At 49.6% G+C, this 20227-nt stretch carries 20 protein-coding genes and 1 tRNA gene; 9 read left to right on the top strand and 12 right to left on the bottom strand.

Annotated features, from left to right (window positions below; genetic code table 11):
* Window positions 1-347: 347 nt before the first annotated feature.
* The gene (wecB, locus tag H6F68_RS22020) at window positions 348-1460 is read left to right on the top strand and encodes a non-hydrolyzing UDP-N-acetylglucosamine 2-epimerase (RefSeq protein ID WP_190562314.1); all 1113 of its coding nucleotides are present in this window, start codon (window positions 348-350) and stop codon (window positions 1458-1460) included.
* A 66-nt stretch (window positions 1461-1526) separates the two neighbouring features.
* Here wecB and H6F68_RS22015 read toward each other — a convergent pair whose 3' ends face one another.
* The 3 genes from H6F68_RS22015 to H6F68_RS22005 all read right to left on the bottom strand — a co-directional run bounded on the left by H6F68_RS22015 (window position 1527) and on the right by H6F68_RS22005 (window position 3812).
* A complete protein-coding gene (locus H6F68_RS22015; protein WP_313930211.1) occupies window positions 1527-1808 on the bottom strand; it encodes a hypothetical protein in 282 nt (93 codons plus the stop codon).
* Window positions 1809-2097: 289 nt separating this feature from the next.
* The gene (locus tag H6F68_RS22010) at window positions 2098-2616 is read right to left on the bottom strand and encodes a TIGR00725 family protein (RefSeq protein WP_190562312.1); all 519 of its coding nucleotides are present in this window, start codon (window positions 2614-2616) and stop codon (window positions 2098-2100) included.
* Window positions 2617-2711: 95 nt separating this feature from the next.
* Window positions 2712-3812, bottom strand: coding sequence for a peptidoglycan recognition family protein (locus H6F68_RS22005; protein ID WP_190562310.1), 1101 nt, complete (start codon window positions 3810-3812; stop codon window positions 2712-2714).
* A 415-nt stretch (window positions 3813-4227) separates the two neighbouring features.
* On the opposite strand from H6F68_RS22005, the gene H6F68_RS22000 reads away from it, so the two are divergent.
* The gene (locus tag H6F68_RS22000; RefSeq protein ID WP_190435018.1) at window positions 4228-4917 is read left to right on the top strand and encodes a response regulator transcription factor; all 690 of its coding nucleotides are present in this window, start codon (window positions 4228-4230) and stop codon (window positions 4915-4917) included.
* A gap of 398 nt (window positions 4918-5315) precedes the next feature.
* Here H6F68_RS22000 and H6F68_RS21995 read toward each other — a convergent pair whose 3' ends face one another.
* From H6F68_RS21995 to rsmA, 5 genes are all read right to left on the bottom strand, one after another.
* Complete coding sequence (locus tag H6F68_RS21995; protein WP_190562308.1) at window positions 5316-6047, bottom strand: PHP domain-containing protein; 732 nt, start codon at window positions 6045-6047, stop codon at window positions 5316-5318.
* Between the two features lie 418 nt (window positions 6048-6465).
* Entirely contained in the window at window positions 6466-6666 is a 201-nt protein-coding gene (locus tag H6F68_RS21990) for a DUF2811 domain-containing protein (RefSeq protein ID WP_190435020.1), read from the bottom strand.
* A 567-nt stretch (window positions 6667-7233) separates the two neighbouring features.
* The gene (locus H6F68_RS21985) at window positions 7234-7575 is read right to left on the bottom strand and encodes a DUF3082 domain-containing protein (protein ID WP_190435022.1); all 342 of its coding nucleotides are present in this window, start codon (window positions 7573-7575) and stop codon (window positions 7234-7236) included.
* Window positions 7576-7607: 32 nt separating this feature from the next.
* Window positions 7608-8564: a 4-(cytidine 5'-diphospho)-2-C-methyl-D-erythritol kinase gene (ispE, locus tag H6F68_RS21980; RefSeq protein ID WP_190551221.1), complete on the bottom strand. Its 957-nt coding sequence runs from the start codon at window positions 8562-8564 to the stop codon at window positions 7608-7610.
* A complete protein-coding gene (gene rsmA / locus H6F68_RS21975; protein ID WP_190562306.1) occupies window positions 8546-9379 on the bottom strand; it encodes a 16S rRNA (adenine(1518)-N(6)/adenine(1519)-N(6))-dimethyltransferase RsmA in 834 nt (277 codons plus the stop codon). The genes ispE and rsmA overlap by 19 nt, the downstream gene beginning before the upstream one ends.
* A 75-nt stretch (window positions 9380-9454) precedes the next feature.
* Here rsmA and H6F68_RS21970 point away from each other — a divergent pair, with 75 nt between their 5' ends.
* From H6F68_RS21970 to H6F68_RS21945, 6 genes are all read left to right on the top strand, one after another.
* Window positions 9455-10519 carry an SH3 domain-containing protein gene (locus H6F68_RS21970; protein ID WP_190562304.1) on the top strand — a complete coding sequence of 355 codons (1065 nt, stop codon included), beginning with the start codon at window positions 9455-9457 and terminating at the stop codon, window positions 10517-10519.
* 90 nt (window positions 10520-10609) lie between these two features.
* The gene (locus H6F68_RS21965; protein WP_190562302.1) at window positions 10610-11377 is read left to right on the top strand and encodes an SH3 domain-containing protein; all 768 of its coding nucleotides are present in this window, start codon (window positions 10610-10612) and stop codon (window positions 11375-11377) included.
* Between the two features lie 6 nt (window positions 11378-11383).
* Window positions 11384-12349 (top strand): metallophosphoesterase, encoded by a 966-nt coding sequence (locus H6F68_RS21960; protein WP_190562300.1) that lies wholly within the window; start codon window positions 11384-11386, stop codon window positions 12347-12349.
* A gap of 347 nt (window positions 12350-12696) precedes the next feature.
* Complete coding sequence (locus H6F68_RS21955) at window positions 12697-13176, top strand: response regulator (protein ID WP_199300241.1); 480 nt, start codon at window positions 12697-12699, stop codon at window positions 13174-13176.
* Window positions 13173-14402, top strand: coding sequence for a helix-turn-helix domain-containing protein (locus H6F68_RS21950; protein ID WP_190562298.1), 1230 nt, complete (start codon window positions 13173-13175; stop codon window positions 14400-14402). The genes H6F68_RS21955 and H6F68_RS21950 overlap by 4 nt, the downstream gene beginning before the upstream one ends.
* Entirely contained in the window at window positions 14356-14808 is a 453-nt protein-coding gene (locus tag H6F68_RS21945) for a response regulator transcription factor (RefSeq protein WP_190562296.1), read from the top strand. Before H6F68_RS21950 ends, H6F68_RS21945 begins: the two co-directional genes overlap by 47 nt.
* An 80-nt stretch (window positions 14809-14888) precedes the next feature.
* Here the strand turns inward: H6F68_RS21945 and purB are convergent, their stop codons facing one another.
* The 4 genes from purB to H6F68_RS21925 all read right to left on the bottom strand — a co-directional run bounded on the left by purB (window position 14889) and on the right by H6F68_RS21925 (window position 19454).
* Complete coding sequence (gene purB / locus H6F68_RS21940) at window positions 14889-16205, bottom strand: adenylosuccinate lyase (protein WP_399314846.1); 1317 nt, start codon at window positions 16203-16205, stop codon at window positions 14889-14891.
* Between the two features lie 83 nt (window positions 16206-16288).
* A tRNA-Glu gene (locus H6F68_RS21935) sits at window positions 16289-16361 on the bottom strand.
* Window positions 16362-16496: 135 nt separating this feature from the next.
* The gene (locus H6F68_RS21930; protein ID WP_190562294.1) at window positions 16497-17858 is read right to left on the bottom strand and encodes a C1 family peptidase; all 1362 of its coding nucleotides are present in this window, start codon (window positions 17856-17858) and stop codon (window positions 16497-16499) included.
* A gap of 66 nt (window positions 17859-17924) precedes the next feature.
* The gene (locus tag H6F68_RS21925; protein WP_190562292.1) at window positions 17925-19454 is read right to left on the bottom strand and encodes a YifB family Mg chelatase-like AAA ATPase; all 1530 of its coding nucleotides are present in this window, start codon (window positions 19452-19454) and stop codon (window positions 17925-17927) included.
* A 199-nt stretch (window positions 19455-19653) separates the two neighbouring features.
* On the opposite strand from H6F68_RS21925, the gene H6F68_RS21920 reads away from it, so the two are divergent.
* On the top strand, window positions 19654-20001 hold the full coding sequence (locus H6F68_RS21920; RefSeq protein WP_190435052.1) for a histidine triad nucleotide-binding protein: 348 nt from the start codon (window positions 19654-19656) through the stop codon (window positions 19999-20001).
* The last annotated feature ends 226 nt before the right edge of the window (window positions 20002-20227 follow it).

Here is a 20227-nt window from a genome sequence, read left to right as displayed (position 1 = left end):
ACTGCCTTAACTTCCTGGATGAAAGGCTTGACTTTTTTGTCAGGATACGCAACTACCTATCATTCCATAGAGTAACTGCAAAACTTTTCTAACGTATATACCTAAGCCAAAGATTTTGGTCGAAAGCATTTTATTGACTTCCATCTTGCTCAGGGTTCCCCCGTAACTTTGTCAAAGTATCAAAGAGATTGAAATTACTGTGTCCCATGTCTTAGGGAAGCAGCAACAGGCAGGTATAGGAGAGTCAGGTATCGGGTATAAGTGTTATGAAGTGAGGCAGGTTGGTAGAGGCGATTAGCCTAGGAAAAGCCTTTGCGTGAGTTGTTATTTACAAGCGATTCAGTTCAATGCAGCAATTTCCCATTCGAGTTTGCGTGACGTTAGGCACCCGCCCCGAAGCCATCAAAATGGCCCCCGTAATTCAACAGTTTCGGCGTTCTGAGCGTTTCGACACGCAAGTAGTTTTGACAGGTCAACATCGAGAAATGGTTGCACAGGTGATGCAACTGTTTGACTTGCAAGCCGATCAAGACTTAGCAATTATGCAGCCTCAGCAAACTCTCACTGATATTACTTGCCGCAGTTTGCAGGGGCTAGAGCGTCTATTTAAGGAAATTGAGCCGCAAATTGTTTTAGTCCAAGGCGATACTACTACAGCATTTGCTGCTACCCTGGCAGCGTTTTACCAAAAAATTCCCGTGGGTCATGTGGAAGCGGGTTTGCGCACGGATGACCTCTACAACCCTTATCCCGAAGAAGCGAATCGTCGGTTGATTTCGCAGTTGACTCAGCTGCATTTTGCCCCGACGACTCTGGCTGTAGAGCATTTACAACGCTCTGGTGTGGTAGGCGAAATTCACCAAACAGGTAATACGGTGATTGATGCTTTGCTATCTGTGGCAGCGCAGCACCCTGTTTGTAATATTCCAGGCTTAGACTGGCAGCAACATCGAGTGCTGCTGGCAACAGTACACCGCCGAGAAAACTGGGGTGAGCCGTTGCAAGATATTGGTCAGGGGTTTTTAGAAATTCTCGATAAGTTCCCTGACACCGCGTTATTGCTACCGCTACACCGCAATCCGACCGTGCGAGAACCCTTGCAAGCGTTGCTGGGTCAGCATCCTAGGGCGTTTTTGACTGAACCTCTAGATTATGCTGATTTAGTTGGGGCGATCCAACGTTGCTATTTGCTACTGACAGACTCCGGCGGACTGCAAGAAGAAGCGCCTAGCTTGGGTAAGCCCGTATTGGTCTTGCGGGAAACCACAGAACGGCCCGAAGCGATCGCGGCTGGCACGGCTAAGCTAGTAGGCACCCAACCAGCAGACATCATCAATGCAGCGACCGACCTCTTGAGTCATCCCACTGCTTATGAAAAGATGGCAACTGCCGTTAATCCCTTTGGAGATGGACGAGCGGCTGAGCGGATTCTAAAAATCGTGACTGAGTATTTTGAATAATTCAGAATTTTGATTACTCAGGTCTGAGGAATTTAGCTCGGTGGCCTAAAAAAGCACAGCAGCAACTCAATCTTCGTCAGGTAGATCAACTTGGCGTGGACGCTGCTGATCTAACAAATTTTGCTTAGAAACTTTGAGCTGCTGCCATAACTTCTGAATTTCCTCATAAGCTTCTGTCGGAGAAATTTTGCCGCCTGCTTCTAAGCCACAAATAATGGAAACCCGTTGAGTAAACTCTTGCAAGTTAGCATTAAAGGCTAAATATTCGGGTGTGAACTCACCGTAATACCGCCCGGTTGGATAGAGGAACTTGTCCTTATTGGTATTGATGCCTGTATTGTCCGCCACAACAATCACCCCAGCAATATAGTTCAGTACTTCACGCGCTAACCTTAGTTTGCCCAGAGGAAGCTTTTCTTTGACACTGTCTTAAGTAAGCATCCCTTGACATCAATCTAGAGGTTGTCAGCCGGAAATTCAGTGAACTAGCAGGATGAGTAGAAGTTGAAGCCCAGGCGATCGCAAATGTAGGTATTACTGAAATTTAGCTAATTTTTATTTACACAGATCGCTAGCGCTACTCTTAAAGAGTGGTTTATAGGACTATTGCTCAGCCTAATTTGCCCGCTGATTAGATTTATTCCAGTGCTCTATTTACGTGATCTTTATCACTCAAAAAAGCCTTAATTGTTTCAAGCGCTGCAATTGGCTGCTCTACGACAGATACTAATCCAGGAGCCAGACCTTTAAAGAAGGTTTGGCTAGAAACATTTTTATTTAACAAAATCACTTTTTTCTGAGCTTTAAGGGCTAAGGCAATTTCTGAAGCAGTTCCTGCGCCCATGCCACAGGCAATGACCACCTGGCTAGAGAGCACATTAATGTTGTTGCGGGCACTCCCCATGCCCGTCAAGACAGGAATATCGACTGCCTCTGACATTGCTGCCCTGTCAGCGCTGGGCAAAATTCCTATCGTTAGTCCGCCTGCTTGTTTGGCGCCTTGACTCGCAGCATGCATTACGCCAGCATTGCGTCCACCCGTGAGTAGCACCCACCCTTCTGTAGCAATCAACTGACCGACTGTATAAGCATTTTGTAGGTCTAGGGCAGTTGCCTCAGACCCAGGTCCCATCACTCCGATCACAACTTTAGGCATAATTTTGCTGCTAGTGGGGTGAAGGGCAATTTGAGAGAGTTTAGGTGTACCTTTCTCAGATTCAAATCTTAGAATTCAATCTAAAGGCATTCCAGTTACAGGCGCTGTCTGACTGCTTGACGAATTTCTTCTAGGCGTATTGTTCGGCCTCCTCCAGAACCGGGACATTCTGTTTGCACGCGATCGCGATGGGCACAAATCCGGGGGAGCTGACGAATCCCAAAGGCATTGGTAGGCGTTGGCACAAGTTTCACCGGGTCATCAATGCCATAGCGTTTGCATAGGGTCGTGCACAGAGCAACAGCAGACTGAAACTGGGCAGGACTGATGGTGGCGCTGGTGTAAACTCCATCAAAGGCGATTCCCAGACCGTCATTAATCACGTCATGGGCTCCACGTTTCCGTTCAAAGCGAGCTTCGTAAATTCTGCCACTGGGCATGATTACGTAGTGATACCCAATATCGCTCCAGCCATTCCCGCCGACATGGCTTTGCCAAAGCTGCCGCATCCGTTGGATTTCTTGACTCTGATTGGCATTAGGCGACAAGGTGGGGCTAACAAAGGTGTGATGCATGGTAATCCGCCGAGGTTGCAGATTAGCCACATCTGAAGGAGTTGGTTTACTCGTCCAAATACTACGGGGCAGCACTTGTAATGCCGCAGGCTGCACTTCCAAAGTGGTTTGAGCGCGGTCTTGGTCAGAGCCAATGATTTCAATTAGGCGTTTACCAGAACCGTGAAATAGCAAACTCGCTTGCCACTGGCCTGCCTGCACCCGTGGTCGAGCCAGTTCAATCGTTTTGTCAGCTCTAAGAATTAGCTGATCCCCTTCTTGGTAAGAATCCGCAAAGCCGCGCAGAATAAAAGCTTCTTCTGCACGGACATTTTGAGGTAGTGGAGCAAAACGCAGGCGGGGCGAGATGATCGGTTTAACCGCTTCGGCTACTACTTCGATCGGCACATCTACGCTTTCATTCGCGATCGCCACTTCTAGCTGACGATTACCAGGTTGTAAAAAGACGAACTCAACTCGCCAAGCTCCATCTGCACCCACAACTGGCCCGGAAGTTTTAATCTGGTCGTCGATAGTTAAGCCGATAGCTTTGCCAGCATTTTCTGGAGAGGTCGTCCCTACAATCGAGAATTTTTGTCTAACTAGAACCGGATCAGTAGGGGCTTGTAGAACTTTAATCATTTGGATGACACCTTGGGGCAGCGGTAAAGAAATTATGGAAGCAGAAGTGCTAGTTACTGAGTGAAGTACTAGTTTTTTTTATAAAGGATCGTATTGAGATTCAAAGCTGAATCTAGGCGGAAATGATGATTAGAGCATACTGAGAACTGATCTGTCCTACTCAACGGCCTATAATTTGAGTGCGACTCAAGAATTCAAGTGCAACTCAAGTAATCCAGATCTAGTGCTTTCCAAAGTGTAATTTGATCATTTGTTATAGCGATTTCTAAGATTAATTGAACTAGCTCAAACTCATCAATTAACCTTCTGGATTGTTGTTCAAAGCCATAAATACGGTGAATTTCTTGCCCTCGGTAGAGACTTTTAAGGGCAAATGCTAAGAAAATGATTGATGCTACATAGTAGGTGACGATTGATGGCGGGACAGGTGCTGTTGGTAGATGATGAACCTGGTTTGCGGGAAGCAGTGCAAGCTTATTTAGAAGACAGTGGTTTTGCTGTAGACGTTGCTGGCAATGCTCAGGAGGGTTGGCAACTACTACAACAAAAGCTACCTGATCTGGTGATCTCCGATGTGATGATGCCGCAAGTAGATGGCTACCAGTTCCTGAAGCAAATGCGAGAAGATGCCCGCTTTAAGGCACTGCCAGTAGTTTTCCTAACTGCTAGAGGCATGACCAGCGATCGCATTCAGGGATATCAAGCAGGCTGTGATGCTTATTTGCCCAAACCTTTTGACCCCGATGAACTAGTCGCGATCGTGGAAAATTTGCTAGGACGTCGAACCGCTAGGGCTGGCACAGAAGATGGAGAAACTCCAGATATTGCCGATATGGCTCGCCAGATTGCTGAAATTAAAGCCCTCCTGACGCAGCGAAACGCGATCTCGGCGACTCCTGCTCCGATCCCAGTCGATTTTACACCGCGTGAACAGAGTGTGCTTGACCTAGTTGCTGAGGGATTGATGAACAAAGAAATCGCTCGCCGCCTCGACACGAGTGTGCGGAATGTAGAAAAGTACGTCAGCCGTCTATTCAGTAAAACTGGAACCAACAGCCGTACTGAACTAGTCCGGTACGCACTTGAGCATGGCTTAACGAAATGAAAACTGTGGAATTTCAGGTTAGTTGCAAAAGTTAAAAATTAATGAGCTAAAGCTTCCGTTATTTTTAACTTAGATTGATTTAGATTAAGTTTTCGTCATTTTATGTCTCAATCTGAGAAGGGCTGATATTCTCAGTAAAATTCCTTAGACGTGGAGACAACCATGAAAACTTCTAATCATCTAGGTCAATCGCTCTCGATGGGTCTACTTTTGGTCGTTAGCAGTATTGGGATTGTGGGACTAGTAGCGCTCCAAAGCGGAGCCTTGAGATAAGAAAACTTTACACTTCTTGATTTTTACAAGCAGACTTTTCAAATTATAAAATTGCAGAAGTTACTGAGAGGTAGTCTATTAAGTCGCTATCTCCAGTGCTTCAGCAAAAGTGATTAAATTTAGAATTACAGGCGCTGTAGTAAGTTTAGGCCGTGGGTATCGGTTCCACAGGTACTTAAAAGCTGGTGGTGAATCGCTAACTTCTGAACTTGCTCGGTTTGGCTAGGACTGGGCTTCCAAGGATTAGGGTTGTTGTAGGCATAGTAAGTTTCAATGCCATCGATCCCTAAATGAGCCGCCGCTTGAATGAGGTCTACAGGCGATCGCCGATAGCGAGCTGGATGCGCCAACACTGCTAAACCTCCAGCTTTTTGAATGGCAGTGATAACATTTGCTGCTTGGTAGGCGTTGCCTTGAACGGCTCGGTGTTGCAGATAAAGTTGCAGGCAGGGATGAGCGGGGTCGAAAGCGTAGCCCAAAATGTGGACCTCAATCCCTAGGAGATCGGCGTTAATTTCTACGCCTGTCCATAAATAAGGCACAGACTGACAAGTATTGCTGCTAGTACTCCTCATGGAGCTTGACCGCCACTTCCAATCATCTAAGTATTGCTGTGCGATGCGGTAACCGCTGACACTGTGGTGGTCGGTAATAGCCAAACCTTTTAGACCGACCGCGATCGCCTGTTCGATTAAGTCTTCAGGCTGCAATTGGCCATCGGAATGGGCCGTGTGCATGTGGAAGTTGAAAGAGTAGGGACAGCTATCAGCACGAATGGTTTCCAAGACCCGCCTGAGAGCTGGCATGTTCTGCGCTGCTGGCCTAGAAACAGCAACCGGAGCAGGATTAACCGCCATATGAACTTGTGAATTAAGGTAAGTTCGTCTACTATAACCAAGTTTAAACTTGGTCATCTTGCCGCCATTGGGCACCGAATCGTCTCTAAAGTTAGGGAACGATTACATCAAGCCCATCAAACCAAAGTGAAAACTATTAAACGGGTAGTGGCACCTGAAATAGCCAAAGTCCCTGATGGTATAAAGCCGCTCCAGCCTGAGCTGCATAGTCGTGGATGTAGAGAATGATTCGTTGCTTAATACCAAGCCCTATCTTAACGCAGCTAAAAGCTTATAGGGTTTGGTTGAGCAGGAAAGCAGACACAGGCTGGACAAAATAGCGGTCTTGAAATCAACTATTAAATTTTTGCAGTAGTCAGTATCAAGCTTGGCCCAAATTCAGCCGAGCTGGGCTGAAGTGGGAGCTCCCAATCGGAACTTAAACCGGATGTTTAAACAAAGTATCGAGATAAACACGAGCGGCTCGGCGATCGCCATCTCCGTTTTGGAGTAGAAACAGCGACAAAGCTGCCGAAAAAACACGGTCTTGATCCCAATCAGGATGGGATTCGAGATAGTGAGACAGAGATTCGTGAAGGGCTTCAGGAATTTCTGCCAGGATGCTGACGGTTGCGTTCATTAGGACCTCTACTTGGACCAAGGTGAAATGGATAGGATGCGGATTAGTACCTGTCTGACGGCAAAAGGGTTACAGCAGAAAGCAGCGCCGATCTAGCTTACGGGAACACCTTTCACCCACGCTCTGATGTGGAAGCATCAGGTTTCGGGTGAAGCTAGCGCGCTCAGCAACTGCTACAAGCTCCAACTGCGACCATCAGAACTCCGCGTTGCATTTAAGTGGGTCGCATCATTTTGCGCTATCAGGGGGGAGGGTTGTCAATGCTTCGAAATGTTGCGATCGCCTTCAGATAAAAAAAAGATTTACGAGAGAATAGGCTTTTGAGGGTATTTGTCGTTACTTTACTTTACAAGAATCTAGGCGTTCTCATTTCCAGAGGGGGTTAACTGAAAAATCCCCAAATTGGCTCAAAGCTACGGTTCTACATACTTAGCCTGTGGAAAACTCCTCCTAACCTGTGGAAAAACTAGGCTGTTTCTGTGGAAAGGCTGTGGAAACCGTGGGGAAAAGTCTGGGGAATGATAAGAATTGCAAAAAACTCAAAAGCTCTTCGTCTCTTGACTTGCCTTAGGAAGGATCAGCAGGGGGATGAGGCTGGCTGAATCGTTGGATCGCGACTTGCACGCCTAAGGCTAGGAGGCCGAGCGCCGCGAAGCCAAACACACCTGCACCTAGGGCTACCACCCCAACTACTAGAGTTCGGACGGCAGAAGCGATATTGAGCACGGTTGCATTGTCCGAGTGAATTGGTTTGGCGGCAAAGGTAGTGGCGATTGACATCGTGAGTTTATAGCCAGCAAAGGCAAGACTACCCGAGATCAAAGCACCGCTCAGACAACGGAAGGGACCAGGGAGAGCCTGAGCTTCGGAAGCTGAGTTGGACTTGGGGGGAGGCGTGAGGTTAGCCATAATTCTTCCTGTAAAACTAAGGAGCAGGCAGATTAAACCGGGCGGGAAGAGGCAATCCGAATACTGGTATTGGTAAGCGGAGCTACCCAAAGCTCTAGATCTGGGTCTGCGATCGCCGCTTGTACTCGCTCCCGGACTTGCTCTGCTTGTGTTTGCGATTCGGTGAGGGCAAAAACGGTAGGGCCAGAACCAGACATCATCGTGCCTAGTACGCCTTGCTGCTGAAACTGCTCTCGTAAACGCTGCACTTGGGGATACTCTGGCAACACGATCCGCTCTAAGTCGTTGTAGAGGCGCTGCCCAATCTCGGTGCTGTTGCGATGGGCGATCGCCGCTACCATCGGCCCTGAATGGACGCGCTGCCTGCGAGTTTCTAGTTCCTGGACATTGGACACATAAGCATGCCCGAATTGTTGCCGAAAGGTTTGGTAGGCCCAAGCAGTAGAAACTGAGAGGCTGCGGTACTTAGCCAGAACCACATAGATCTGGTTCAGGTCTGGTAGAGGCGCGAGTTCTTCGCCACGGCCTGTCGCTAGCATGGTGCCGCCAACAACGCAGAAAGGCACATCTGAGCCTAAGCGAGCCCCCAACTCTTGGAGTTCTGACTGAGTGAGACCTAGTTGCCACATCAAGTCCAACCCGACCAGCACTGCCGCTGCATTGGTTGACCCCCCTGCCAAGCCTGCGCCAACCGGAATTTGTTTGTGAATATTGATTTCTACACCACCATACTGAGCAAAGGTGTCAGGAAATTCTGCGGCCATCAGCGCAGCAGCTTTGTAAGCTAAATTTCTCTGATCGACAGGCACTTCCGGGTGGTTGCAATGTACTCGGATTTGGTCCGTAGAAAGTGGGCGCAAATCAATGCGATCGCAAAGGTCAACGCTTTGAAGCACCATCGCCAACTCATGGAACCCATCTGGGCGGTCGCCAATGATTTCTAGGTGCAGATTAATTTTGGCTGCGGCAGTTAAGGAGTAGGAGCGCATGCAGGTGTCAACAAATTACTTAAAGCCACCCATTCAGCTACGCTCAAATCTTCGGCGCGGGCTTGTGGGTTCACGTTTAATTGTTCCAGCAATTGAGTCAGGCGATCGCGATCGATCACACTTTTCAAATTATTTCGCAACATCTTGCGCTTCGTGGCAAAGCCCATTGTGACCAAGCTAGCCAACTGCTTGGGATCTCGGGCGGGCGGTTCTGTCGGTCGGGGGCGTAAGCGCACTACAGCCGAATCTACTTTCGGTGGTGGTTCAAAAGCCTTAGCAGGCACATCACAAATGAACTCACACGCAGCCAAATACTGCACCCGAACAGACAATGCGCCATAAGCTCTAGAACCGGGTTTGGCACACAAGCGATCAGCAATTTCTTTTTGCACCAATAAAACAATCGATTCTAGCGGTGAGGTAGCAGGCTGAGCGATATTGCCTAACAGCTTTTCTAGAATGGGGCCAGTAATGTAATAGGGAATGTTGGCAACGACTTTTTTGGGGGCTTGAAACTGTGGAAAAGGCGTTAAGTGAGCCTCTAAATCTAGCGTTAAAAAATCCCCTTGAAGTAGCAAAAAGTTTTCCTTTGGTCCCAATTTCTTGGCTAGGAGGGCGCACAAATCTCGGTCAATTTCTACCGCTACAACTGATTGAGCTTGTTGTATTAATTGCCGCGTTAAAATGCCTGTGCCAGGACCAATTTCGAGTACGCGATCGCTCGGTGCTAGAGCTGCCGCTTTAATAATTTGGTTGAGAGCTTTATCGCTGCGCAACCAATGTTGACCAAATTGTTTTCGAGTCGGAGGTGCCATTGCTTTATTGTATCGGGGGCGATCGCACTTCTTTGAGAAAATCTGATTCGGGTGTATCACAGCAGCATTTTAGATATGAAAAAGCTTCCCGTTTGGGTGGGCTGCGGGATAGCGGCGATCGCAACCTTAGCAGCCATCAGTTATATGGTGCACAAAAACTCGATTCCTACAGTAAATTCCAGCGCTAATTCCACAGGGTCAGCTATTGGGGTATCCGAAAAGGCCTCTGCAAAGGTGATTCAGTCGCAAAGTTGCATCACACTCGTTAGTGATCCGACGCCACCCTTAAATGTACGAGCTAGCCCAGTGGTCGCCTCAGATAATGTTGTGGGCCAACTCACCAATGGCACCCGCCTCTTTGTCTTAATGGAACAAAATGAGTGGTTGCAAACCAAGGCTCCGATTGCAGGGTGGGTTTATAAGTCACTGACGATCACCAGCTGCCCCACGACCAATGGTGTCCCTGCTCCCAGACCTGCTACTCCAGCTAGCGCGACCCAGCCTGTAGATGCTGGCCCGACTTTATTAACGACAGCCACTGAGCAATACCAAGCAGGCAATTTAGAGGTGGCAATGGCTTTGGCCAAAGCGGTTTCCAAAAACAGCATTGCCTACGCCGAAGCTCAACTCGCGATCGCCCAGTGGCAACAAGATTGGCAACAGGCAGAAACTCGCTTTCAAGCCGCGCAACAAGCCTTCCAAGAGCAGCGCTGGCAAGATGTCCTGAGCCAAGTGAATGGGTTTCCGGAGATTCGCTTTTGGAAAGAGAAGTTAACACCAGTGGTAAAGGCCACCATTGAGCGACAGGGCCATGCAGGTGGAAACTACGACAACAAAACTAAGTCGATTACCCTCCCTGCCAATCACCGCCCCGCTACTGTGGCTGGCCGTTTTGCCAGCTCAGGAGTTCACCAATACTTACTGAACGGAGTGCAAGGACAAATTCTCACAATTGATACTGGCGGGCTCGGTCCTTTACCAGGCATCATGGCTCCAGACGGCACCTCCCTAGGTGAGACAAGCGATCGCAGTCAGACTACGCGCTGGACAGGCAAACTACCGCTCAGTGGCACTTACAGGCTCAAGCTCGATTCTCGATCGCAACCTTATGATTATGCCTTCTCAGTCCAACTCAACTGAGCTGCATCGGTTGGTTGAGTTCTAACCCTGAGACTCCGTAAAACCTTAACCCAAACTGCTCTATCCAACCCCTCTACGGATTTCATTTATATGTCTCCTCAATTTCACAGAATGCTTGGAACTGGTCTGCTCACGCTGGTGTCCTTGGTCTGTGTTGCCTGCGCCTCAGCCCCCGAAACGGACTCAACAGCAGTGAGCCCTAGCCCGACAGCCACTACAACCCCAGCCGCTCCAGGCTCTAGCCCCGCAGCCGCTCCCCCCGTGACGGCCCAACCCCTCAAATCTTCTCCTGATAATAGTGCTCAGGATAATGAGCCAGCGGTACAGGTGGAAAACTGCGTTGTGACTCAAGCGATCGCGGCTGATCCCAACCCCCCTCTAAATATTCGTTCTGGCCCAGAAGTGCAATCTGATAACGTGGTCGGCACCCTCAAGAATGGCGCTTGGGTTTCGGTAGTAGCTGAAAAAGATGGTTGGTTTCAGATCAGGTCAACGGATGGCAATGAAGTTGCGGGTTGGGTCGCCAAAAATCGGACTGAGAGCAACTGCAACCAAAAGAAAGCCCGGATTGCGCTTCCTCAAGCAGGTGGAACGGTAGCGATCGCCGATCGCTTTGTCGGTACTGGGAGCCACAAGTATGTATTGCGAGCTAATCAAGGCCAAACCTTAACCGTTACGAATCAAAAAGATGTCTTCCCCAACATCTTGACTCCTACAGGCCAGCCTTTGATTTCCGGGAATTATGATGAAAATCGCCAAAACTGGACTGGCGAACTTCCTGCTACCGGAGAGTACACCTTGGAGCTAGACTCAAACTTCAAAGGCTACGATTATGCCTTCTCCGCTCAAGTGAAATAGGGAATTATGCGTCCAGTTGTGGTGGTGCTTCTAGCTGTGGGATTGGCATCGGGGAGTTATTGGGTTGCCAATCAGGTGAAGCAGACGCAATCTACGCAATCTAATAGAGTGACAGGAACTAGAGCTCCAGGAACTGCTCCAGCGATCGCCGCGGCGGGGGACATTGCCTGCGATCCGGACAGCCCCAACTTTAACGGAGGACGAGGAACCGCCACAACTTGCCGCATGCAGGCAACAGCCCAACTTTTGCGCAACGAAGGTTTAACTGCCGTTTTGCCTCTTGGGGATTTGCAGTACGAAGTAGGCAGTGCCGAAGCCTTTCAGAAATCCTATGCTCCTAGCTGGGGCAGGCTCAAGTCGATTACTCGGCCCGTGGTAGGCAATCACGAATATGAAGAGCCGGGCGCTGCCAGCTATTATCGCTACTTTGGGGCAGCCGCAGGCAGTCCGCAGCGGGGTTATTACAGTTACGACATTGGGCAGTGGCACCTAATTGCGCTCAATTCTAACTGCTCGGAGGTGGGAGGCTGTGGTACAGGCTCGCCCCAAGAGCGATGGCTCAAAGCAGACTTGGCAGCGCACCCTCGGAAATGCACCTTAGCTTATTGGCATCATCCCCGCTTCTCATCGGGGCATCATGGCAACAATTCTGACACTCAGGCTTTTTGGCAAGCGCTTGCCGCTGCGGGCGCAGATGTTGTCCTGGCAGGGCATGACCACCACTATGAGCGTTTTGCTCCCCAAACTCCGCAGGGCAAGCTAGACCCCGATCGCGGTATACGTCAGTTTGTGGTGGGAACTGGGGGTAAAAATCACTATGAGTTGGGCGAGATTCAACCCCATAGCCAAGTGCGAAATGCTGATACCTATGGCGTCTTAAAGTTGACCTTGCATCCAACGCGCTACGATTGGCGCTTTATTTCCGAAGCTGGCAAGAGCTTTTCAGACTCCGGTAACAGCCCTTGTCATTAAGAGAGTTACTTTGTGTCAAAAGGTACAAAGTTGACTGAGGAGTTTTGGGAAGTCGGCGATCGCACTGAGAAGCGCTAAAACTTCCTAGCTCTCCCTCGGCAATCCTTAAGGATTCATGTAGAAACCGAGCCAGCAGTTTGTTCGTACGAAATCGTACTGAATCTTCTCAGCGATCGCCCTATGCTAAGAGAAAATAGCATTAAGGTTTGTAACGACCCAATGTTATTAATCAGCAATTTACCCTTTTCATCAGCTTCGCAGTTTTTCAGAAAAAAGTTAAGTTCTTCTCAAAACCTATACTCATCAAGTCAAACAACCAACTGCTTTCGTCTTTGGAGCAGAACGATATGTGCCCCCTATCTGCCGAGTTTGGCTATGCCTTCTCCACTAAGACCAGGCCTCTGGAGACAATGCGTCATCCAAGGTTGATGAAACAGTTGCAAGTGCTAGTTGTTGATAATGACCCTGATTCTAGACACCTGCTCACCGTGTTGTTTGCAGCCTATGGCATCAGGACGATTGCTACAGCTTCGGCCTGTAAAGCACTGGCAATTTTGCAAGATATCCAACCAGATTTACTGATCAGCGAACTTGCCCTACCCGGCGAGGATGGCTATTGCCTGATGCAGCAAGTCAAAGCCCTAGAGAGTAGACAACAAGTTCAAATTCCTGCGATCGCCTTGACTGGCTACAACCGCAAGAGCGACCAAGCACAAGCCCTAGCTGTCGGCTTTCGCAGGTATCTAGTAAAACCTGTTGATATTGACGAGTTAATGATCACGGTTGCTGACCTGACCAAATCCCCCCAAATGGTGCCTACAACATGAATGCAACCACATTTTCTCGACAGGTTGCAGCGATGTCTAATCGCTTGAGCGATTTATATCAAGGCATCAGCGCCTCCACTACCTTATCGCCCGCTCTATTACCCTCTGCTCTGAAAGAATTAGGCATTGCCTCTGAGCGGCTTCAAGTGGCAGCCGATTTACTGAGCGAGCAAAACCAGCAATTATTATTGGCAAGCCAAAGCGCTGCAACTGAACGCCAACGATATCAAGAGTTGTTGGAATTTATTCCCGATGCCTGTTTGATTACAGATGCCGCTGGAGTGGTGCAGCAAGCCAACCAGGCTGCTACCAAGTTGCTAAACCTCCCACCTTCTTTTCTCACAGGTCGCTTACTGACGGCATTTGTGCCTCCAGAGGCTCGGCTACAGTTTCAGACTGAGCTACAGCGGCTCCAACAAAGACCTTGGAAACATGAATGGCAGGTGCAGTTGCAGCCATATCAAGGGACCACTTTTAATGCAAGCATTCTGGTGGAAGTGAGTCAGCCAGATGCCAACCAACCCCCAATGCTGCGCTGGCTGTTGCGCTACCTCAGCGATCGCCAGCCGTCTGACCATAGCCCCAACCTGAGCTATCCGTTGCGGACCTACCACAAGGGAGAAACAATTCCTTTAAGTCTGCAAGGAATTTGGCAAGTGCACTCGGGATTGGTGCAGTTAACCACTTTTTCGCAGACGGGCCAAGAAATATTGATTGGCTTAGCGGGGGCTTCAGCGCCTTTCGGCCCTAGTCTGACTGCGCTTACGCTCTATGAAGCTACTGCCCTAGCGGATACGCAGTTATGGTGCATTCCCCTGACCGATTTTGCTGCCTCCTCGGAGCTACAGCAACGGCTGCTGCCCCAAATTAGCCAACGGCTCAAGCAAACTGAGCTGCTGCTAACGGTTTATGGGCAACTCCGAGTCAGCGATCGCTTGTACACTTTGTTGCAGTTGTTAAAGCAGGAAGTAGGACAGTCTGTGACCGGGGGGACTCGGTTGAGCGTGCGTCTGACTCATGAAGACTTGGCGATCGCTTGCGGCACGACTAGAGTCACCATCACCCGGCTACTCAGGCAATTTCAGCAGCAACAAAAGCTGAGAGTAGACTCCCAGCATCACCTGATTTTGTTAGAAGGCGACAGTAGCTCTCCTGTATCTGCCCTCTCACTTGAGCAAGTTGCATCCACAAAAGGGCAAAGCTTATTTGTTACTCAAGGAGTCTAACGGTGCTCAGTCATCAACCCAAGATAGCTCCCCAATTATTTTGGTGGTGGAACCCGATGACGAAACACGGCCCCTCTTAAAGCACAACCTCAACCACCAAGGCTACCGGGTCATCATCGCTTTAGATGCAGAAGATGCGATCGAGCGGATGATGGGCGGATTTCATTGCCCAGAGCTGATTCTGCTCAACCAGTTTAGGCAATCGATTGAGGAGGCTGTTGGGACAGGACGGCGGATTCGTACAACTTCAGGGATTGCCAAGGACACACCGATCGTTGTAATTGCTGAACGGTATAGCGTGGATTTGGAAGTCAAGGACATGCAGGTGGGCGATCGCGAGTACGTCAGTTACCCAGAAGATGGGCAGCAGTTGATGAATCTGCTTCAAAAACTTTGCCCTGTCTAATTTTCTCTCTTAGAATATCCAGCTAGAAAAAATGCAGAGCTACTACAGCAACTCTGCACTCTACGGTTTAAGCTTTCTAGTTAAATTCCCAAGCGCTGATAGACGTGATCCAGATGGCGCAGATGATGTTGAGGATTGAAGCATTCTTCGATTTCCTCTGGGGACAAGTGCTGCGTAACCCTTGGATCTTGGGCGATCAAGTCGTGGAAACTACCATCCGCTTTGTTCCAAGCTGTGTGAGCGCAAGATTGCACCGTGGCATAGGCTTCTTCCCGGCTCATGCCTTTCTCCACCAGCGTCAGAAGGACTCGCTGACTAAACACAACCCCACCGTAGAGGTTCATGTTGCGTTTCATGTTTTCGGGGTAGACCTGCAAGTTCTTCACTAGCTCGGTGATTTCTACCAGCATGAAGTGGGTGAGGGTGCAGCCGTCTGGGAAGACTACCCGCTCCACAGAACTGTGGGAAATATCACGTTCGTGCCACAGCGCTACGTTTTCGATCGCTGCTACCGCATAGCCCCGGATGATGCGGGCAATGCCAGTCAAGCGCTCCGAGCGAATCGGGTTGCGCTTGTGAGGCATGGCAGAAGAACCCTTTTGACCTTTCGCGAAAAATTCCTCGACCTCTAGCACATCGGTCCGCTGTAAGTTGCGAATCTCCACCGAAAACCGCTCGATTGAGGCCGTCAGCAGCGCCAAGGTTTGCATGAAATCGGCGTGGAGATCGCGAGAAACAACTTGAGTTGAAGCCGTGTCTGGTTTCAGGCCCAACTTCTGGCAAGCCAACGCTTCTACTTGCGGGTCAATGTTGGCGTAGGTGCCGACAGCGCCAGAAATCTTGCCCACTGCGATGTCATCTCGCAAACGGACTAGGCGATCGCGATTCCGCAACACTTCTGCCAACCAACCCGCTAGCTTAAAGCCAAAGGTGATCGGTTCGGCATGAATCCCATGCGATCGCCCGATCATGACGGTGTCGCGGTGCTGCTGTGCCTGGTAACGAATCGCCTGGATTAAAGCTTCGAGCTGACCTAACAGCACATCCAAGCTAGCCACGAGTTGTAGTGCTAGGGCGGTATCGAGCACATCGGAGCTAGTCAAGCCCAAGTGAATGTAACGGCCTGCATCGCCGACATATTCATTCACATTGGTCAGAAAGGCAATGACATCGTGACGAACTTCGGCTTCAATTTCTAGCACCCGCTTGGGATCAAAGTTCGCCTTTGCTTTAATTTCTTCAACTGCTTCAGCCGGAATATATCCAAGTTCAGCCTGGGCTTCACAAACTGCTATCTCTACCTGTAGCCAAGTTTTGAGTTTGTAAGCCTCCGTCCAGAGTTCGCCCATCTCAGGCAGGGTATAACGCTCAATCAAAGCCCGTGTCGCAGAATACAACCGTCATATTTTAGCGCTATCTCAACCCGCAACTTGCAATTACAAAAAAGGAGCTGCATGGTTGCAGCTCCTTTTTATTTTTATACCCCCAGGGGAATTCGAATCCCCGTCGCCTCCGTGAAAGGGAGGTGTCCTAGGCCTCTAGACGATGGGGGCTAGGTGACTTGAAGGCGTTGCCCTCAACCGCTCGCGTATCTCGGCGGAATATTAGTCTAGTACGAACGATTTGAGTTTTGCAAGTCCCTAAATTGAAAAAATTAGTGACTCAAGGGTGCGAGTAGGCGATCGCCCTTATTCCTTTTCGTCGTCCTCATACTCTTCCTCGTCGTATTCGTCGTCCTCTTCAGATTCCTCATCCTCTAATTCGTCCTCGTCTTCTTCAGATTCTTCATCCTCGTCGTATTCTTCGTCCTCCTCTAGTTCTTCATCTTCAGAGTCTACGTCTTCGTATTCTTCGTCCTCCTCAGATTCCTCTAACTCTTCGTCTTCGTCCTCTAACTCTTCCTCTTCCTCGTCTTCTTCGCCTTTTTCGTATTCTTCTTCGTCCTCTAGTTCCTCTTCCTCAGCTTCTTCGTCTTCGTATTCTTCTAACTCTTCCTCCTCTAGTTCTTCATCTTCAGAGTCTTCAGATTCCTCATCCTCCTCTAGTTCCTCTTCCTCAGCTCCTTCGTCTTCGTACTCCTCATCATCCTCTTCTAGTTCTTCCTCGGATTCTTCATCCTCGTGGTATTCTTCTAATTCCTCTGACTCTTCATCCTCATACTCTCCTTCGTCCATTGGCACTTCTGTACCTGTGAGGAGTTCGATCAGAGCATTAAAGAAGGAGAAGCCTTCTTCGTAGCTGCTGCTGATGTCTTCGGAGAAATCGAGGTTGTTGGCGCGGCGCAGAGTCCAGCAATCGCCCGTCAAATCTGTATTGGTCAAGTACTCATAGGGGATGTAGCAGTAGCCCTTGTCGCCCCAATCGGTGCCCCAAGAGTTGCGAACCAGAAACACTTGGTCTTTATCGGAGTAGCCGCAAGCGAGCATCGCGTGACCGCCCAAGTTTTCTTCGCTAGGAAGTGGCATATTCACATGCCCTCGATGATCTAAATCTTCAAAAGACTGAAAGATGTCGGAGCCGAACACGAAGGGGTAGCCCTCCGACAAACAGACTTTCATCGCATGCAAATCAACATCAATGCGATCGTACTCATCAATTAAATGCTCAGCCGCTTCTTGAAAAGCATCGTCGTGGGGTTCGTCACAGAAAGTTTCAATGTCGTAAGGCCAAGCCGCTTCAGAGCAAGCGCCATACTTGGTCAACACTTTCATACCCCGACGTAAAGTTGCGCCGCTATCTTCCTGCTCACAGCCATCAAATTTGCGAGCTAGGTAGTAGATAAACAAGCGACTAATATCGTGGTTTTGCCCTGTAAGTCGCTTAGCCAAATACTCATAAGCTCCAGCGATCGCGTTAGCTGTACAGCTTCCTATCTCGCCCTGGTTTTCTACAGTGGTCATGTGCTGCCGCAGATCTACAAACTTGGGCAAGCTATTCTGCTTCACATTGCGGGGCCGAGCATAACGACGATCGCGGTTATCTTGGCGATCGCGGTGATAGCCACCCACCACCACTCGGCTACCCTGAGGATGAAGAATTTGCTTGAACATGACCATTACTCCTAAATTTTTAGCGAGATCCGCGAAATTAGTGACAGCACCCTGTGTTACACCCAGCTATTGCATCCGGTCGATCGTCCGGTATTGAATCGCCTCTGCCACATGATGCGTTTGCAATTGTTCTTCCCCCGCCAAATCCGCGATCGTGCGAGCGACTTTCAAGATGCGATCGGTGGCTCTAGCAGAAAGGCCCAGCTTGCGGATTGCTCCTTCCAAAATGTTGCGGGCAGCGTCATTGAGTACGCACCACTTTCTTAAGTGACGGCTCTGCATATCGGCGTTGCAGCGCAGGCTGGGTTCTACCTCAAATCGGGCTTGGGCGCGATCGCGAGCTACTTGCACTCGTTCCCGCACATTGGCGGAAGCTTCTCCCAAGGGTTGCCGAGTAATTTCCTCTGGCTTCAGGCGGTTTACCGCCACTTGCAGGTCAATCCGATCCATCAGCGGGCCAGAGAGTTTTGCCCAATATTGCTCCCGTTGGCGCGGCGAACAAGTGCAAGGCTGAATTGTGTCCCCAAAGTAACCGCAGGGGCAGGGATTAGTACTAGCAACCAGGGTGAACTGGGCGGGAAAAGACACCGACTGCCGCGTCCGAGAAATCGTCACATGTCCGTCTTCTAGCGGCTGCCGCAAAAACTCTAGAACATCTCGCTTAAATTCTGTTAATTCGTCAAGAAATAAAATTCCACGATGCGCCAGTGAGATTTCCCCAGGTCTAGGAAAACTGCCACCGCCTACGAGCGAAGGACCAGAGGCAGAATGGTGGGGACTACGAAAGGGGCGATCGCTAACCAAGGAACCTCGTTCTTTGAGCAAGCCCGCAACCGAATGAATCTGAGTGACTTCGAGTGATTCGGCGAAAGTTAATGGCGGTAAAATCCCAGGCAAACGACGAGCCAGCATGGTTTTACCGCTACCGGGAGGGCCAACGAAAACTAAGTTGTGACCACCCGCTGCGGCAATTTCCAAGGCGCGACGGGCATGAGCTTGACCTTTGACCTCGTTTAAGTCTTGTCCGGTGTAACGCGATCGCGCTAATGCTGCCTGACCATCTACTTGCACAGGCTGATACTGCTCAGGCTGGTTGAGGAAGTTGCCCACTTCCGCTAAATTCTGAAAGCCATAGACTGCTAAACCTTTGACTACGGCTGCTTCGGGGGCATTGCCCGCAGGCACAACTAAGCCTGTGATTCCCATTTGTTGTGCTGCTGCCGCGATCGGTAATACGCCAGCCACAGGTCTGAGGCTACCGTCTAGCGAGACTTCCCCTAGAAACAAATAATCGCCCAACAGTTCTGCACTCACCTGCTCAGAGGCAGCCATGATTCCCACACTAATGGGCAAATCGAAGCTGGGGCCTTCTTTTCGCAGATCGGCTGGTGTGAGGTTAATCACAATCTTTCGCATAGGGAAGGCGTAGCCCGCGTTTTTTAGGGCTGCTTTGACTCGTTCCCGCGACTCCTGCACTTCAGTGCCAGGTAAACCTACCAAGACAATGCCTGGGAGCCCACCGGAGACATCCACCTCGACTCCAACCTTCACCGCATCAATCCCGACGAGGGATGCACTCCAAATCCTGGCCAGCACTCGGTCATACCTGAGACTTCTAGCCGTAGAATGCCCGCGATCGCCTATACACCAACATGCTCGGGTTCGCCTTTACTAACGATTGAAAACACTTGCTATTTACTAGCCAGATTGATTCAGTCACTCAAATTCGAGGATTCTTCATGCTGATGTTGCGATCGCCCCTTAAAATTGCAGCTAACCTCAAGAAATTCTGGCTATGAGCGAAACAGACACGATTTTTGGCAAAATTATCCGCCGCGAAATTCCAGCGGATATTGTTTATGAAGACAACTTGGCCCTTGCCTTTAGAGACGTGAATCCGCAAGCGCCTGTCCATATCCTGGTGATTCCCAAAGAGCCGATCGCCAAGCTTGCAGATGCAGAATCGCAGAATCATGCATTGATGGGGCATTTATTACTAACTGTAAAGCGCGTGGCAGAGCAAGAAGGCTTAGCAAACGGTTACAGAGTTGTAATTAACAATGGGGAAGATGGGGGTCAAACCGTTCCCCATCTGCATTTGCACATTCTCGGCGGGCGACCGCTGGCCTGGCCTCCCGGTTAATCGCTCTAACTGGCGATAGAAACATGAGAAAACTACTTTACAAAGCTCAACAAAGTGATTAATCTATAGATCAAGTGGGGTTCGCCCTACTTTACATAGATTCATCCAACTTTAAGTAATAAGCACTCATCCAGACATGACTACCACTCTACAGAGACGCGAAAGCGCCAACCTGTGGGAGCAGTTCTGTAACTGGGTCACCAGCACCGACAACCGCCTCTATGTA

This window comes from Trichocoleus sp. FACHB-262, assembly GCF_014696035.1.
In the GTDB taxonomy this organism is placed as follows: domain Bacteria; phylum Cyanobacteriota; class Cyanobacteriia; order FACHB-46; family FACHB-46; genus Trichocoleus.
This window is presented reverse-complemented; position numbering and strand designations above follow the sequence as displayed.